The sequence below is a fragment of the Arthrobacter sp. 10N410 genome (genome assembly GCF_056394945.1).
The window spans coordinates 371303-387271 of the sequence record NZ_JBFTIP010000003.1; the positions used below are offsets into that span (position 1 = coordinate 371303).

Genomic DNA, 15969 nt, shown 5'->3' on the forward strand with positions numbered 1-15969 from the left:
TTCGACGGTTCCCCGCGCGTTCGACGCGGGTAAACGTCGAACGCGCAGGGAACCGTCTAAATGGCGTCGGATAGGCTGGCCGGATGTTTATCGAGATTCCCGCCGCAGACGGTACAGCCGAGGCCCTGGTGGCCCGCCCCTCCACCGGTGAGGGCCCGTTCCCGGGCGTCATCCTGTACATGGACGCCTTCGGCCTGCGCCCCCGCATCCAGGACATGGCGCAGCGCATCGCCGACTGGGGCTACGTTGTCCTGGCCCCGAACGTCTTCTACCGCGAAGGAACGGTTGCCGAACTGGCCCCGGACCTGGACATGACCACGCCGGAGGGACGCGAGGCGGCAGGCGCAGCCGCCTTCCCGCGGGTCGGCCGCCTCACCACGGACAAAGCCCTGCCGGACATCGACGCGTGGCTGGCGGCCTTGGGCGGTCTGGATGGCGTCGCCCCCGGCCCGGTCGGCGTCACCGGCTACTGCATGGGCGCCCGGCTTGCTGTCCGCACCGCCACCGCACACCCGGACGCTGTGGCTGCCTGCGGCGGCTTCCACGGCGGCGGCCTGGCGACCGACGAGCCCGACAGCCCCCACCTGGGACTCGGCAACGCCCGTGCCCGGTTCGTCTTCGGCCACGCCGATCATGATCGGAGCATGGATACCGACGCCGTTGCCCGTCTCGGTGCGGCCTTGGACGCGGCGGGCCTGAAGGCTGCCAACGAGGTCTACGCGGGGGCACCCCACGGCTATTCGATGGCGGACACCTCTGCGTTCCACCCGGAGGCCACGGAACGGCATTTCCGCGAGCTTCGCGAGCTCCTCGACGGGACGCTCAAGGCCTGACGGACCGCCCGGCCTTCGCCGTTTCGATGGTCCTGGCCGTTTCGACGATCCGGGCCGATTCGATGGTTCCCTGCGTGCTCGATGTAACCAAGCAGCCTTAGCGCAGGGAACCGTCGAAACGGCGTTGTCCACATAACCCCACGGCGCTCTGGAGCGAGCCGGCCGGTTGGCCAAAGCTGGTCCCATGCCCACCAAACTTCCCGACGACGGGACCCTCTGGCGCACGGACCAGCTTTTGGCATCCGGACGAAATTCCCGGGCCATTGCCAGGCACGTCCGGGACGGAACCCTCGTCCGGCTGCGCCGTGGCTGCTACGCCCGCGGCGAGTGGTGGCGGGGCCTTGATGCCCCGGCCCGACGTCGGCAGCTGATTTCGGCGCATGCGCTCGGAACGCTGACGACGTCGGCGGGAGGCTTCGTGTACAGCCACATCTCAGGTGCCAGCCTCCATGAACTCCAGCTGTGGAGGGTCGATGACCGCGTGCACCTGACGCAGAACGGCTGCCCCTCGCGGATTTCGCACGGGCGCGACGTCGTCGCCCACACCAGGCGGGTGACAAGCCGCGAGATGTGCTTCGTGGACGGATTGCCGTGCACGTCCCTGGAACGCACGGTCGTGGATTGCTGCCTGATGTTCACCGTGCCGCAGGCTGTGATCCTGATTGATCATGCGGCCCGCCTGGGGGCGGATCTCGGCATGATCCGCGCCCAGTGTGGTGCCCTAGCCGGGCGTAACGGAGTGTTGGCGCTGCGCCGGGCCCTCGAGTTGGCCGATCCTCGCTCCGAATCAGCCGGAGAGAGCCTGACGAGGGAACTGCTGCACCGGATCGGGATTGCGCCGCCCGAGCTGCAGTACAGCGTTCTGACGCCGCTCGGGGAATACCGGCTGGACCTAGCCTGGCCCGAGCGCAAGGTTGCCCTCGAGTTCGACGGCAAGAGCAAGTACTTCGACTACCGGCCCACCGGAGAGGTCCTATTCGCGGAGCGGCAGCGCGAGAAGGCGCTGACGGAGCAGGGCTGGACGTTCCTCCGAATCGAGTGGAAGCACCTGTTCAACGAGGTGGAGTTCAAATACCGGGTCCTGCGGGCGCTGAACCGCGGCGCCGGGGCTGATTCCGCGCCGTTTAGACGGTCCGCTCCCGGCTAGACGCTTCTCAGCGTCGAGTGGGCTCGCGACCGTCGACACGGGGGATGTTGCGGGCGGAGCTAGACAGTCCCGTAGCTGGGTTCGCGCTTCTTCACCCAGCCAATGGCGAGCGTGGTCAGCGGCACGAAGGCGAACTCCACGAGCGTCTTGTAGAGGAATCCAACGAGGACGTAGTTCACGAACATCGCTGCGTCGGTAATTCCAATCACGGAGGCAGCGATGCTGCAGAAGATCAGCGTGTCCACGAACTCGCCGGCCACGGAGGACCCCATGATGCGGGCCCACAGGGACTTCTCCCCCGTCCGGGCCTTCATCCTTACCAGGATCCAGGAATTGATCGTCTGGCCGGCGAAAAAGGCCAGCAGGGAGGCGAGCACGATCTGCGGGACCGGGCCCAGGGCGCCTTCCAGCGCGGACTGCTTGGCGGCCCCATACTCGTCATCGAAGCCGGGCAGCGCGATGATGACCCAGTAGCAGAGGGACGCGAAAGCTGACAGTGCGAAGCTGGTGATGATCGCCTTGCGCGCCACCTTGAAGCCGTAGACCTCGCTGATGACATCGCCCAGGATGTAGGCCAGCGGGAAGAGGAAGAACCCGCCGTCGGTGATGATCGGGCCGATCGCCACGCCCTTGGAGGCGCCGATGTTGGACAGGATCAGCACCACGGCCATGACGGCCAGCATGATGCCGAAGTATGGGGAACCGATCGAGGCGAACTTCGGCGGGGCGGCAGCCGGAAAGGTCTTGGCGGAAGTCATGGGTGTTCCATTCGTAGTGGTTCGCTCGGCGGCCCGGTTCGCGTGAACGGGCGGGTCGGCCGGCTGTATTAGCACTGGAGGGCCCCGGCTGCACTCGCCCGGACCCGCCTCCATTCTCGCACCTGCCCGCCGCACCCCCGGCGGCCGCCCCCGCAGTCGCAGCGCCGACGTTAACGACGACGGCGGGCCGCCGGGTCCGGACCGAAGTCCAGAAGCCGGCAGCCCGCCGTCGTCCGCGGTGCGCCGTTTCGACGGTCCCTGCGGACAAGACGCTGCGTAGCGTCGAATCGGCAGGGAACCGTCGAAACGGCGCCAGGGTAGCGTTCGGAACCCTAGCGGCGCGAGGCGTCCACGAGATCCTTGCCGTCGTCCTCACGGGCAGCCGCGGGCTCCCAGGCGTGGCCCTGTTCGTGGTCCAGGTGCGTGGACTTCTTGTTCTTCAGCGCGAAGATGTAGACCAGCAGCGAGATGGCGATGGCCACTGTGACGTAGGTGAAGAACAGTTCTTCCTGGCCGGCCTTCTGCAGCGCCGCGCCGATCAGCGGGACGGTGCCGCCGAAGAGCGAGTTGGCGATCGCGTAGCCCAGCCCGACGCCGAGGGCGCGGATGGACGCGGGGAACAGCTCGGCCTTCACCAGGGCGTTGATGGACGTGTACCCGCCCACGATCAGCAGGCCGCCCATCATCAGCAGGAACGCCGTGAGCGGATCCTTGGTGCCGGCCAGGGCGGAAAGCAGCGGCCACGTGAAGAGGACGCCGGTGATGCCGAACCAGAGCAGGAGCGGCTTGCGGCCCACCTTGTCCGAGATGATGCCGTAGACCGGCTGGAGCAGCATGAAGATGAACAGCGCCCAGAAGTTGATCACCGAGGTGTCGGTCTTGGCGATGCCCGAGGTGTCATTCATGAACTTCAGGATGAAGTTCGTGTACGTGTAGAACGCCACCGTGCCGCCGAGCGTGATGCCGATGCAGATCATCAGCGGCTTCCAGTAGCTGGTGAACAGCAGCTTCATGGTGCCCGGCTGCGCCTGACCGGCCACCGCGGGGGCCTTTGCGGCCTCGATCTGTTCGGCCGAGACGGTCTCCTCCATGGAACGCCGGAGCCAGAGCACCACGAGGGCCGCGACGCCGCCGATCGCGAACGGGATCCGCCAGCCCCACTCGCCCAAGTCGCCCTTGGGCATAACGTTCTGCAGGATGACCAGGACCAGCAGGGCCAGCATCTGGCCGCCGATCAGCGTGACGTACTGGAAGCTGGAGAAGAAGCCGCGGCGCTTGGTGGTGGCGGCCTCGGACATGTAGGTGGCGCTGGTGCCGTACTCGCCGCCCACCGAGAAACCCTGGATCACGCGGATGAGGACCAGCAGGATCATTGCCCACAGGCCGATTTGCTGCTGGGTGGGGAGCACCGCAATAGCGAAGGAACCGGCGGACATCATCGTCACGCTCAGCGTCAGCGCGGCCTTGCGGCCCTTGCGGTCCGCGTAGCGGCCGAAGAACCAGGCGCCGATCGGGCGCATCAGGAACGACGTCGAGAAGACCGCCATCGCCTCGAGGCCGGCCTGGAGCTCGTCCTTGGAGTTGAAGAAGTGCGACTGGAAGTAAGCCGCGAAGACTGTGTAGACGTAGAGGTCGTACCACTCGACGAGGTTGCCGGCCGAGCCTTTGAGGATGTTGCCGACGGCTTTTCGGGTCTGGGCCGCTTCGGACAGTTGGGTGCTCATCAATGAACCTTCCTGGATCCGGCGTCGCAAGAGAGCAACACCGTCCGCCACCTTAGTTCCCGTGATCCAGAACACTCGGGTTTTGGTCATATTGGTCATACGCACAATGCGGCCCGTTTTCCCCGAGTGGCAGGATGGGTCCATGACTTCTTACGCCGTGGACAACGTGACCTCCGACGCCAGCGCCTACCCCGCCGTCGCCCTGACCATCGCCGGCTCCGAGGCCACCGGCGGCGCCGGCGCGCAGGCGGACCTGAAGACCTTCCAGGAACTCGGCGTCTTCGGCATCGCGAACCTGACCTGCATCGTGTCCTTCGACCCGAAAGACAACTGGAACCACCGCTTCGTCGCGGTGGACCAGCAGGTCATCGCCGACCAGCTGGAGGCGACGACGGCGGCGTACGGCGCCGCGTCCGGCGCGCCGTCCGTGCTGGACACGGTGAAGATCGGCATGCTGGGCAGCCCGGCGACGATTTCCACGGTGGCGTCGGCGCTGGCCGACTCTGCGTTCCGGAACGTGGTGCTGGACCCGGTGCTGATCTGCAAGGGCCAGGAGCCGGGCCACGCCCTGGACACCGACCAGGCGCTCAAGGCACAGATCCTGCCGCTGGCCACCTTCGTCACACCGAACCACTTTGAGGCCGAGTCGCTCTCCGGGCTGGAGATCACCGACGTCGACTCGCTCAAGGCCGCGGCCGTCCGCATCCACGAACTCAGCGGCGCCGCGGTGCTCGCCAAGGGCGGCGTGCGCCTGGCCGGGCCCGACGCCGTCGACGTCTACTACGACGGCGAGACGCTGGAGGTCCTCTCCGCCCCGAAGGTGGGCGAGGTCGCCGTTTCCGGCGCCGGCTGTTCGCTGGCCGCCGCCGTGACCGCGGAGCTTGCCAAGGGCGCGACGCCGCTGGAGGCCGCCCGCACGGCGAAAGACTTTGTCACTGCGGGGATCCGGAACCGGGTGGCCTCGGGCGCGCCGTTCGACGCACTCTGGCAGGGCGGCCCGCGCTAGCCGACGACGCTCCCTCAGGTCCGGCGGCTACCGAACAGCCGCTCCCTCACTGATTGAGGAGTCGGTCGATATTGACCGGCAGAATCTGAGCGAGCGCCTCATGATTGGCTGGGGTCGGACACCCGGCCCATGAACAGCGGCAGCCCGGTCTCGACGTGGACGATTTCGTAGACGAACGGCCGGTCAAAACGGATCGTGTGCGTGAAAGCGGCGCCGCTCACCGCCTCCGCGTTGACCTGGGACACGGCGGCGGCAATCGTGCCCTTTTCCGCCACGGTGATGTTGGCGGACTGGCCGGCCTGCGTGATCTTGAGGCCACGCTGGATTGAGTTGAAGTCCGTCTCGGTTTGGAGCGTCTCCCGCAGGCCGAGGCTGGCGAAGACCTCGCGCAACTCGAAAATGCTCTTCTGGTTCCACTGCGGGAGGGAAAGCTGGGTGGGCGACGGGGCGGCCGCGTCAAGGGCCCGCGCAGCCTCGGCAAGGTATGGCACCCCGGTGCCGGGAGCTCCGGAATCCGGCAGTACCAGGCGCATCACGAAGCCCTCGGCATAGGGAAGATCGACGGCCTGCCAGCCGTTTCCCTGGGCAAAGGGGAGATCCTGGACGCCGGACATGGTGGGTACCGATACCTGCCGGCCGGCCGCCGTCGTGAAGGGACGGTCTGCGGTGTCCGCCGGGTCGAAGGGCACCTTCCAGGCAGACGCGAAGTACACCGAGTTGAGCACGCTGAAGGTGTTGTATTTGCTGTACTCCGCAGGCGCTTTCTTGATCCGGCCTCCGGTGTTCTTGTTCACCCAGGCGTCGATTGCCGGCTTAGTGGTGTCCTCATCCTGAAAGTCCACCGGGTACACGCCGGTGCCGTAGTACCGGGCCAGGGAACGCAGGTACCCCTCTCCGGTGGGCACACCTTTGTCCACGAACAGGCCGTTGGCGGTGTGCAGGACCGGCCGGCGGGGCGGATTCTTCTCGTCCACCGAGCCGGGGTCGCCGTCGAAGGCTTCCAGGGAAGAGAGCAGCGAATCCAGGGCTTCGTCGCGGTGCTGGGCGGGGAGGCCCAGGACATTGTCCATCTCGGCGGCCGTTGCCCCGGTCGCACCTGTCCGCAGCATGGCCAGGGCAATCAGCAGGCTGCCCGGGGACGAGACCACGTTGCCGTTTCCGGCCTCCCCGCCGTCCGCGAGGAGTGCTGCGCCCAGTTTCCGCGCCGACGCCCGGAGCTGAGCCAACTCGGCCGGGTAGGCGGCGCGGTCCACCGAAACGCGTTCGACGCCGTCGGCCTTCAACAGCGCCGGCGGCGAGGCCGCACAGGCCGAGAGGACCAGCGCCATGACCGCCGCGGAAGCAATAATGCGTGCCGGAATCTTCTTTTTCATCGCGCCCCCAAGGCCTGTACCACCGCGTAAAACGGCGAGGATCCGCCTACGGCCAGTCAACCAGCGGGGGGCCGCCCCGCGCTAGCCCTTGGCCATTTCGACGGTTCCCCGCCCACTCGATGCGTCCCAGCGTCGAACCTGCACGGAACCGTCGAAACGGAGGCGGGCCACGGGTCCGCGAGGGCCCGTCAGCGCCGAGGGATGTTGCGCAGGTTGCTTCGGGCCATGCTCACGGCCTCGCCGGCTCCCCGGTTCAGCACCACCTTGGACATCGCCGTGGCGAAGCCCAGGATCTGCGCGCCCTTGATCTTCGGCGGGATCGAGAGTGCCTTGGGATCGGTGATCAGCTCCACGAGCGAGGGTCCGGGGTGCGCGAACGCCTCCCGGTAGGCGGCCTCGATCCGGGACGGATCCGTGACGCGGACGGCGTGGAACCCCAGGGCGCGGGCGACCTCCGCATAGTTGGCGTCCGGGACGTCGACGCCGAAATCGGGCAGCCCGTCCACCAGCATCTCCAGCTTGACCATGCCCAGGGTGGAATTGTTGAAGACCACCACGTTGACCGGAAGCCGGTGCGCCGCGACGGTGATCAGCTCCCCCAGCAACATCGAGAGCCCGCCGTCGCCGGAGACCGAAACCACCTGGCGTCCCGGGTATGCGAGCTGGGCCCCGATGGCGTGCGGCAGCGCGTTGGCCATGGAGCCGTGCAGGTACGAGCCGATCAGCCGCCGGGTGCCCAGAGGGTTGATGTACCGCGCGGTCCAGACATTGCACATGCCCGTGTCCGCCGTGAAGACCGCGTCCTCGGCCGCCACCTGGTCCAGCAGCGAGGCCGCGTACTCCGGGTGGATCGGCTCGGTCTTCTCGACCCTGCGGGTGTACGCCCCGACGGCCTTGTTCATCAGCCGGTCGTGCTTCTTGAGCATCGCGTCAAGGAAGCGGCGGCTCTTCTTCGGCTTCAGCAACGGCATCAGCGCAGTCAGCGTCGGAAGCACGTCGCCGTGCACGGCGACGTCGACGTCGGTCCGCCGGCCCAGGTTCTGCGCGGCCCGGTCCACCTGCGCCGTCCGGGTCCCGGGCAGGAACTGGTCGTAGGGGAAGTCGGTGCCGAGCAGGATCAGCAGGTCCGCGTCCTCGATCCCCTCGGCCGCGGCGCCGTAGCCGAGCAGCCCGGTCATGCCGATGTCGTAGGGGTTGTCGTACTGCATGAAGTCCTTGCCGCGCAGCGAGTGACCGATCGGCGCGGCGAGGAGTTCGGCCAGCGCGATCACCTCGTCGTGCGCGCCGTCGACGCCGGCCCCGGCGAAGATGGCGACCTTACCGGCGTCGTTGATGGCGTCCGCCAGTTCCCGCACGCTGGCGGGGTCCGGCACCATTGCGGCCGGCCGGAAGGCTGCCGGCGCCGGGGTTTCGGCGGTCGCCTCCAGCCCGGCAATGTCGCCAGGCAGGGTCACGACGGCGACGCCGCGGAGCGCGACGGCGTGCTGGATGGCGCTGTGCATCACCCGCGGCGCCTGCTCGGCCGTGCTGACGAGCTCGGAGTACACCGAGCACTCGTTGAAGAGCCGGTCCGGGTGGGTTTCCTGGAAGAAGCTGCTGCCGATCTGCTTGCTCGGGATGTGCGAGGCGATGGCGAGCACCGGGGCGCCGGAGCGGTTGGCGTCGTACAGGCCGTTGATCAGGTGCAGGTTGCCGGGCCCGCAGGACCCGGCACAGACCGCGAGCTTGCCGGTCAGCTGGGCTTCCGCGGCGGCGGCGAACGCTGCGGCCTCCTCGTGCCGGACGTGGATCCAGTCGATCCCGCCCTTCGCGGCCCCGCCGGTCTTCCGGACGGCGTCGACGATCGGATTGAGGCTGTCGCCAACAATCCCGTAAATCCGCTGCACGCCGGCAGCCTGGAGTTGTTCGACAAGCTGGGTGGCAAGTTCCTTGGCCATGGGTGCACGCTCCCGCGAGATGGATCGATGAGCTGACACTGGCCAATATAGTCTGCGCGCCTGTCAGCCACGCCCAGAAAACGCTCCCACAGGTTCGGCAACCAAACCACCGAACGCTCCCCCCAGCCCGACGGACCTGAGGGAGAGTGCCCGGTCCCGTCGAACTCAGTTCCCGGAGTGCGCCTGCAGGAAGGAGTAGACCTCGGTCTCGTCCACGCCGGGGAAGGCGCCGGGCGGCATCGCGGCAAGCAGGTGCGAGTGGGCGCGGGCCGAGGGCCAGGCGTTGCCGGCCCACTCGGAGGCGAGGGCGGCCGGCGGACGCTTGCAGCAGCTCTCGTCCGGGCAGGTCGACTTGGAGCGCTCCGTGGTGTCGCGGCCGCGGAACCACTTGACCTGCGCGTAGGGCACCCCCACCGAGAGCGAGAACTCCCCGTTGGCGGAACGCTCCGTCCGGGCCGTGCACCAGTAGGTCCCGGCCGGGGTGTCGGTGTACTGGTTGTAGGCGCTGAACTTGTCCGGCACGTCGAACACCACCCGGGAGGTCCAGTTCTTGCACGAGGGCTGGCCCTCGATGGCGCCGGTGTGGTCCTGCGGGAACGTCACGCCGTCGTTCTCGTATGCCTTGTAGATGATGCCGCTCTTGTGCGTCTTCTGGAAGTGCGTGCGCAGGTCCAGGTGCTGCGTGGCGAGGTTGGTGAAGCGGTGCGCCGCGGTCTCGTAGGACACGGCGAACGCGTCCCTAATGTCCTCCACCGCGATTTCCTTGGCCGCCTTGGCCTTCTGCAGGAACTCCACGGTGGCCTGCTCCGGCAGCAGCAGCGCGGCGGCGAAGTAGTTGGTGGCGACGCGCTGCATCAGGAAGTCGCCGTAGTTGGTGGGCGTCTGGTGGCCCAGCACGTAGTGGCCCAGGGCCTGCAGCAGCACCGATCGGGGGTCGTGGTCGCTCCGGGCGTTCTGCGTGAGGTAAATTCGGCGGTTCTTGAGGTCCGTCACCGAGCGGGTGGAATGCGGCAGGTCGCCCACATGGTGCAGGCTGAAGCCAAGGTGCCCGGCGATGTCGGCGATGACATGGTGGGACAGCGGGCCGGACGTGTGGCCCACCGACGCCAGCACCTTCTGCGCCTCCGCCTCGTATTCCGGGAAGTAATTGTTCCGCTCCCGCATCATGGCCCGCAGTTCACCGTTGGCGCGCCGGGCCTCTTCCGGCGTCGCGACCTGCTCGTTGAGGCGGCGTTCCAGCTCATGCTGCAGCCCCACCATGGACTCCAGCACGTCCATCGGCAGCCTTGAACTGATGCGGATCTTGGGCAGCTTCAGGGACTCGTAAATGGGGCTGCGCTGGTAACGCTCCAGCTCAATCTCCAGGGCCGCACGCCGGTTCGGCGGTTCGGCGCCGAGCAGCTCGTCGATGCTGACGCCAAGCGCAGCAGCAAGCTGCTGGAGCAGGCCGAGTTTGGGCTCACGCTTGCCGTTCTCGATCAGGCTCAGCTGGCTGGGGGCCGTTCCGACCGTGGCGCTGAGGTCATCGAGCGTGAGCCCGGCCGCCTTGCGCAGATGCCGGACCCTTCGGCCCATGCTGATGACATCCACCTCTGGTTCGGCGGGGTGGGACGGCGGTACTGCCTGACGGTTCCAGCTGCTTGGATGCATTTCTTGAGAATACGGGAAGAAGTGCATTTCTTTCCATAGATTTCCCCTAGAAACCCCCTTGAAAGTAAAGAAAAGTAGATCTCACAGAAAGATTCACTACCTCGGAACAACCCGCCAGGACTTGCAGAGACGCAGACTGGCGGGCCGGGACCCATCAAGGAGACAAAGATGACTGCAGCATTTGAGCCCACCCAGCAGCCGGCCGGCCAGGACACAACAGAGCAGGCCGCCGCCCTGGAGCTCGAGTGGGCTGCCAACCCGCGCTGGGAAGGTGTCACTCGGGATTACTCGGCGTCCGACGTCGTCCGCCTCCGCGGCCGCGTCTCCGAAGAACACACGCTGGCCCGCCGCGGCTCCGAGAAGCTGTGGAAGCAGCTCACGGAGGAGCACAAGGAGGGCAAGTACACCAACGCCCTCGGCGCCCTGACCGGCAACCAGGCCGTGCAGCAGGTCAAGGCCGGCCTCCGCGCCATCTACCTCTCCGGCTGGCAGGTTGCCGCCGACGCCAACAATTCCGGCCACACCTACCCGGACCAGTCCCTGTACCCGGCCAACTCCGTTCCCACGGTGGTCCGCCGCATCAACAACGCCCTGCTCCGCGCTGACCAGATCGAGTTCTCCGAAGGCATCCAGACCGTCGAGGACTGGATGGTGCCGATCGTGGCCGACGCCGAAGCCGGCTTCGGCGGACCGCTGAACGCGTACGAACTGATGAAGTCGATGATCCAGGCCGGCGCTTCGGGCGTGCACTGGGAAGACCAGCTCGCCTCGGAGAAGAAGTGCGGCCACCTTGGCGGCAAGGTCCTGATCCCCACCCAGCAGCACGTCCGGACGCTGAACGCCGCCCGTCTCGCCGCCGACGTCGCCGGCACACCGTCGGTCGTCATCGCCCGCACCGACGCCGAGGCAGCCACCCTGATCACCTCCGACGTCGACGAGCGCGACCAGGAATTCATCACGGGCGAACGGACCGCCGAGGGCTTCTACAAGGTCCGCAACGGTATCGAACCCTGCATCGCCCGGGCCAAGGCCTACGCCCCGTACTCCGACCTCATCTGGATGGAAACCGGCACCCCGGACCTGGAGCTGGCCCGCAAGTTCGCTGAATCGGTCAAGGCCGATTTCCCGGACCAGATGCTTTCGTACAACTGCTCGCCGTCGTTCAACTGGCGCAAGCACCTCGACGACGCCACGATTGCGAAGTTCCAGCGTGAACTCGGCGCCATGGGCTTCACCTTCCAGTTCATCACCCTGGCCGGCTTCCACGCCCTGAACTACTCGATGTTCGACCTCGCCCACGGTTACGCCCGGGAAGGCATGAGCGCCTACGTCGAGCTGCAGGAAAAGGAATTCGCCTCCGAAGCCCGCGGCTACACCGCCACTAAGCACCAGCGCGAAGTCGGCACCGGCTACTTCGACGACATCGCCACCGCGCTCAACCCGAACGCATCCACTTTGGCCCTCGTGGGATCCACAGAAGAAGGCCAGTTCCACTAACTCACGACGGCGGCCTTGCATCCGGCCTTCGGTCCGGCATTGCCCTGCCTGCTATTCCCCGCGTCCGGGTCCGACCTCGCTGAGCGAGGACGGGCCCGGACACAGGGCCCCTTTTACGCAGGCTGCCGCAATCCCGGCACCTTTGGCCTCGCGCTTGAGTCACCATTCGCCGTCGACCTTGCTTCTTCTCTAAGGAGAGATTGAAATGAACAGCTTCACTGACAACTTCACTATCAACGGGGTTACGTTGACCGCACAGCCGATTTGCCGGCAGGGCGAGGTTCTGACTCCGGACGCGCTGGCTTTTGTTGCCAAGCTGCACCGGGCGACGGCGGAGCGCCGGCAGGAGCTGTTGCGGGCCCGGCAGGAACGCCGCCAGCAGATCAGCAAGGGGCAGGACCCGCGTTTCCTCCCCGAGACCGAGTCCATCCGCAACGACCCGGAATGGCGCGTCGCTCCCCCGGCACCGGGACTGACCGACCGCCGGGTCGAGATCACCGGCCCGGTGGACAAGAAGATGACCATCAACGCGCTGAACTCCGGCGCCAAGGTGTGGCTCGCTGACATGGAGGACTCCTCCACCCCGACGTGGCGCAACGTCATCCAGGGCCAGCTGAACCTCACCGACGCGCTGGAGCACCGGATCGACTTCACCTCCCCGGAAGGCAAGGAGTACAAGCTCCGCGCTGCCGAGGAACTGCCCACGATCGTGGTCCGGCCCCGCGGCTGGCACCTGCCGGAGAAGCACATGCTCATCGACGGCGCCCCGGTGGCTGGCGGCATTGTGGACTTCGGCCTGTACTTCTTCCACAACGCCCGCCGCCTGATCGCCCAGGGCAAGGGGCCGTACTTCTACCTGCCGAAGATCGAGAACCACCTCGAGGCGCGGCTGTGGAACGACATCTTCGTCCTGGCCCAGGACCTGCTGGGGATCCCGCAGGGCACCATCCGCGCCACGGTGCTGATCGAGACCATCACGGCCGCGTTCGAGATGGAGGAGATCCTCTACGAACTGCGCGAGCACGCCGCGGGCCTGAACGCCGGCCGCTGGGACTACATCTTCTCGCTGATCAAGAACTTCCGCACCCGCGGACCGCGCTTTGTCCTGCCGGACCGCGGCCAGGTCACCATGACGCAGCCGTTCATGCGGGCCTACACCGAACAACTGGTGCGGGCCTGCCACAAGCGCGGCGCCATGGCGATTGGCGGCATGGCCGCGGCCGTCCCCAACCGCAAGGACGAGGAAGCCAACGCCATCGCGTTCGAGAAGGTGCGCGCCGACAAGACCCGCGAGGCGGCCGACGGCTTCGACGGCTCCTGGGTGGCGCACCCGGACCTGGTGCCGGTGTGCCGCGAGGTGTTCGACGGCGTCCTCGGCGACCGTCCGAACCAGCTGGACCGCCTCCGCGAGGATGTCACGCCGGATGACCGCGCACTGATTGACATCTCCTCCACCACGGGCACGATCACCGAGCAGGGCGTGCGGAACAACATCGAGGTGGGCATCCGCTACATCGAGTCCTGGCTGCGCGGCAACGGCGCGGTGGCCATCCACAACCTGATGGAGGACGCCGCCACCGCGGAAATCTCCCGCTCGCAGCTGTGGCAGTGGATCTTCTCCCGCGCCATCACGGACGCGGGCGACGTTATCACCCGCGAGTGGGTGGAGGACATGCTGGATGAGGAGTTCGCCAAGCTGGAACGCTTCGAGGGCGACCGCTTCGCCGATGCCAGGGACATCTTCGAGGAGGTCACGCTCGGCAACGAGTTCCCCGCCTTCCTGACGTTGCCGGCCTACGACCGCTTCCTGCACGAAGCCCGCGACAGCGCCGACACCGCAGCCAACTGCGAGGACCTCGTGGCCGTCTAGCCGCCCGGCCCGGCGCGGGCGCCGCCTACGGCGTCCGCACCCGGGCCCAGCAAGAATTCCGTCCGCCGGGCTGCCACGCCCTTCGCAACAGGCACCCCGAAATCCGGGGCGGCAGCCCGGCAACGGAAGACCCTCCCCGTCCCCGACAACGGCGTCGAGCGGACACTTGAGGCCCATGTTTTCCACAAAACATGGGCCTCAAGTGTCCGTTCACCCGGGGTGCCCGGCCGGGCTCAGTGAGGTCAGTGCGCCTTCGGGATGTGGCGCAGGGACAGCGCGCAGCCCAGGATGAACAGGGCCACCGAGCCCAGGATCATCAGCAGGGGCCCGGTCCACGAGCCCGAGATGCCGTGCACGAAGCCCAGCAGGGTGGGAGCCGCGGCGCCGAAACAGTAGCCGGAGCCCTGGACGACGGCGGACATCCGGCCCGCCGAGGCCTGGTCGCGGGCCAGCCGGATGATGGCGATGAAGATCAGGGTGATGCCGCCGCCCTGGGCCACGCCGCCGAAGGAGGACCAGAGCCACCACAGCTCGGGCGCCAGCAGGAGCCCCAGCGGCACCGTCAGCCACAGCGCCCCCAAGGTGAGTCCGACCGTCGTCGTGCTGGCAAAACGCGCCACGAACGGGACGCCTAGGCCGCCCGCGATCGCCAGGATCTGGAAGAGCGAGGATCCGGCGCCGGCCGCCGACGGCGCCAGCCCCAGTTCGTCGGCAAGGAGGCTGGGCAGCCAGGCGGTGACCCCGTAGTAGGAAAACGCCTGGCCGGCGAATCCCGCGGTCAGCGCCACGGTGATCCAGCGCGACGCGGGCCGCCCCGCCGTTCGGGTCGGATCCGCCCCCGGGATCGCTTCGGGCCGGAGCGAACTGCTGCCGGCGGCCAGCACCCACACCGCGCCGGCCGCAACCGCGAAGAGGGCGCACGCCGCGATGGCCGGACGCCAGCCGAGCAGTTCCGCCAACGGCGCCGTAATCATGGACGTGACAAAGGAGCCGATATTCAGCGCGGCGGTGTAGGTGCCCATGGCCGCTGCCTGCTTGGCCGGGCTGAAGTCGCGCCGGATGATCAGCGGGACCACAATGTTGCCGATCGTGATGGCGATGCCAAGAATCACGGTCCCCAGCATCACGAGGGCACCCCCGCCCGCGGAGCGGACCACGACGCCGAGCAGTACGCCCAGCAGGGTCAGCGTGATTGCGAACTCCGGCCCCAGCTTCCGGCCCGTCAGCGATGCCAGCGGCGCGGCCAGCGCGAAGCAGAGCACCGGGATGCCCGTCAGGAAGCCGATTTCGACCGGCGAAAAGCCCAGGTCGCGCTGCATGTTCCCCACCACCGGCGCGACCGCCACGAACGGCCCGCGCATGTTGAGGGCGATGAGTCCGATCGCGATCATCAGGAGCCCGCCGCGCGGGATCTTCGCCAGGGCACTCACCCGGCGGTCCGCGGACTGGCATCCGGGCAGAAATATGTTTTCATCAGTCCCATTGCTATCACGCGCGGCTGCGGCCCGCCCGGCACCCGCCGGAACATGACGGAGCCAGCTTCACGAAGGTCAAGCAGCGCGGTCCGCGGACTAGGGTTTTTCGCATGACGCACCTCATCCGGAAGGCAACGGCCGACGACGCGGGCCCGCTGGCCGAACTCGCCGCCATCACCTTTCCGCTCGCCTGCCCGCCGGAATCCCAGCCCGAGGACATCGCCGCGCACCTGGCCAACACACTCAGCGAAGCCAATTTCCGCGACTACTTGGCCGATCCGGACGTCACCGTGCTCGTGCTCGACGCGGGCGGGGCGCTCCGCGGCTACAGCCTGCTCCTGGACCGCGCCACGCAGGATCCGGACGTGGTTGCCGTCCTCGGGGCCGGGCCGAGCACGGAGCTAAGCAAGTGCTACGTCCACCCGGAGCACCACGGCCTCGGCGCGGCGGCCGAACTGATGCAGGCCAGCATCGTCGCGGCGTCGGCCGCGGGCGCCCGCGGCCTCTGGCTCGGCGTGAACAGCCAGAACGCCCGTGCCATCAGGTTCTACGAGAAGTCCGGCTTCCGGAAGGTCGGCACGAAGTCGTTCAGGCTGGGGAGCACGGTGGAGCACGACTTCGTCATGGAACGCTCGCTCGCGCCCTGACCACGCCCCTCCGCGTCCCTCCGCGTCCCTCCGCGTCCCTTGACCGCGGGAA

12 protein-coding genes are annotated in these 15969 nt (G+C 67.6%); 6 read left to right on the forward strand and 6 right to left on the reverse strand.

From position 1 onward, the window contains the following. Window positions 1-83 precede the first annotated feature (83 nt). Window positions 84-833, forward strand: coding sequence for a dienelactone hydrolase family protein (locus tag AC1DB8_RS09410; RefSeq protein WP_441418956.1), 750 nt, complete (start codon window positions 84-86; stop codon window positions 831-833). Between the two features lie 184 nt (window positions 834-1017). After that, the gene (locus AC1DB8_RS09415) at window positions 1018-1980 is read left to right on the forward strand and encodes a type IV toxin-antitoxin system AbiEi family antitoxin domain-containing protein (RefSeq protein WP_476892857.1); all 963 of its coding nucleotides are present in this window, start codon (window positions 1018-1020) and stop codon (window positions 1978-1980) included. Between the two features lie 59 nt (window positions 1981-2039). Here the strand turns inward: AC1DB8_RS09415 and AC1DB8_RS09420 are convergent, their stop codons facing one another. Together AC1DB8_RS09420 and AC1DB8_RS09425 are read right to left on the reverse strand one after the other, a co-directional pair. Continuing rightward, window positions 2040-2738, reverse strand: a complete 699-nt coding sequence (locus tag AC1DB8_RS09420) for a queuosine precursor transporter (RefSeq protein ID WP_476892858.1) — start codon at window positions 2736-2738, stop codon at window positions 2040-2042. A gap of 332 nt (window positions 2739-3070) precedes the next feature. Then, entirely contained in the window at window positions 3071-4462 is a 1392-nt protein-coding gene (locus tag AC1DB8_RS09425) for an MFS transporter (protein WP_476892859.1), read from the reverse strand. Between the two features lie 142 nt (window positions 4463-4604). Here AC1DB8_RS09425 and AC1DB8_RS09430 point away from each other — a divergent pair, with 142 nt between their 5' ends. Beyond that, window positions 4605-5468: a hydroxymethylpyrimidine/phosphomethylpyrimidine kinase gene (locus tag AC1DB8_RS09430; RefSeq protein WP_476892860.1), complete on the forward strand. Its 864-nt coding sequence runs from the start codon at window positions 4605-4607 to the stop codon at window positions 5466-5468. A gap of 98 nt (window positions 5469-5566) precedes the next feature. Here AC1DB8_RS09430 and AC1DB8_RS09435 read toward each other — a convergent pair whose 3' ends face one another. The 3 genes from AC1DB8_RS09435 to AC1DB8_RS09445 all read right to left on the reverse strand — a co-directional run bounded on the left by AC1DB8_RS09435 (window position 5567) and on the right by AC1DB8_RS09445 (window position 10455). Then, window positions 5567-6841: a serpin family protein gene (locus AC1DB8_RS09435; protein WP_476892861.1), complete on the reverse strand. Its 1275-nt coding sequence runs from the start codon at window positions 6839-6841 to the stop codon at window positions 5567-5569. A 188-nt stretch (window positions 6842-7029) separates the two neighbouring features. After that, window positions 7030-8778 carry a pyruvate dehydrogenase gene (locus AC1DB8_RS09440; RefSeq protein ID WP_476892862.1) on the reverse strand — a complete coding sequence of 583 codons (1749 nt, stop codon included), beginning with the start codon at window positions 8776-8778 and terminating at the stop codon, window positions 7030-7032. Between the two features lie 165 nt (window positions 8779-8943). Continuing rightward, on the reverse strand, window positions 8944-10455 hold the full coding sequence (locus AC1DB8_RS09445) for a helix-turn-helix domain-containing protein (protein WP_441418949.1): 1512 nt from the start codon (window positions 10453-10455) through the stop codon (window positions 8944-8946). A gap of 141 nt (window positions 10456-10596) precedes the next feature. On the opposite strand from AC1DB8_RS09445, the gene aceA reads away from it, so the two are divergent. Further along, entirely contained in the window at window positions 10597-11925 is a 1329-nt protein-coding gene (gene aceA, locus AC1DB8_RS09450; protein ID WP_441418948.1) for an isocitrate lyase, read from the forward strand. Between the two features lie 205 nt (window positions 11926-12130). Further along, complete coding sequence (aceB, locus tag AC1DB8_RS09455) at window positions 12131-13795, forward strand: malate synthase A (RefSeq protein ID WP_476892863.1); 1665 nt, start codon at window positions 12131-12133, stop codon at window positions 13793-13795. 242 nt (window positions 13796-14037) lie between these two features. Here aceB and AC1DB8_RS09460 read toward each other — a convergent pair whose 3' ends face one another. After that, the gene (locus tag AC1DB8_RS09460; protein WP_476893033.1) at window positions 14038-15186 is read right to left on the reverse strand and encodes an MFS transporter; all 1149 of its coding nucleotides are present in this window, start codon (window positions 15184-15186) and stop codon (window positions 14038-14040) included. Window positions 15187-15380: 194 nt separating this feature from the next. Here AC1DB8_RS09460 and AC1DB8_RS09465 point away from each other — a divergent pair, with 194 nt between their 5' ends. Continuing rightward, window positions 15381-15917, forward strand: a complete 537-nt coding sequence (locus AC1DB8_RS09465; protein ID WP_476892864.1) for an N-acetyltransferase family protein — start codon at window positions 15381-15383, stop codon at window positions 15915-15917. Window positions 15918-15969 lie beyond the last annotated feature (52 nt).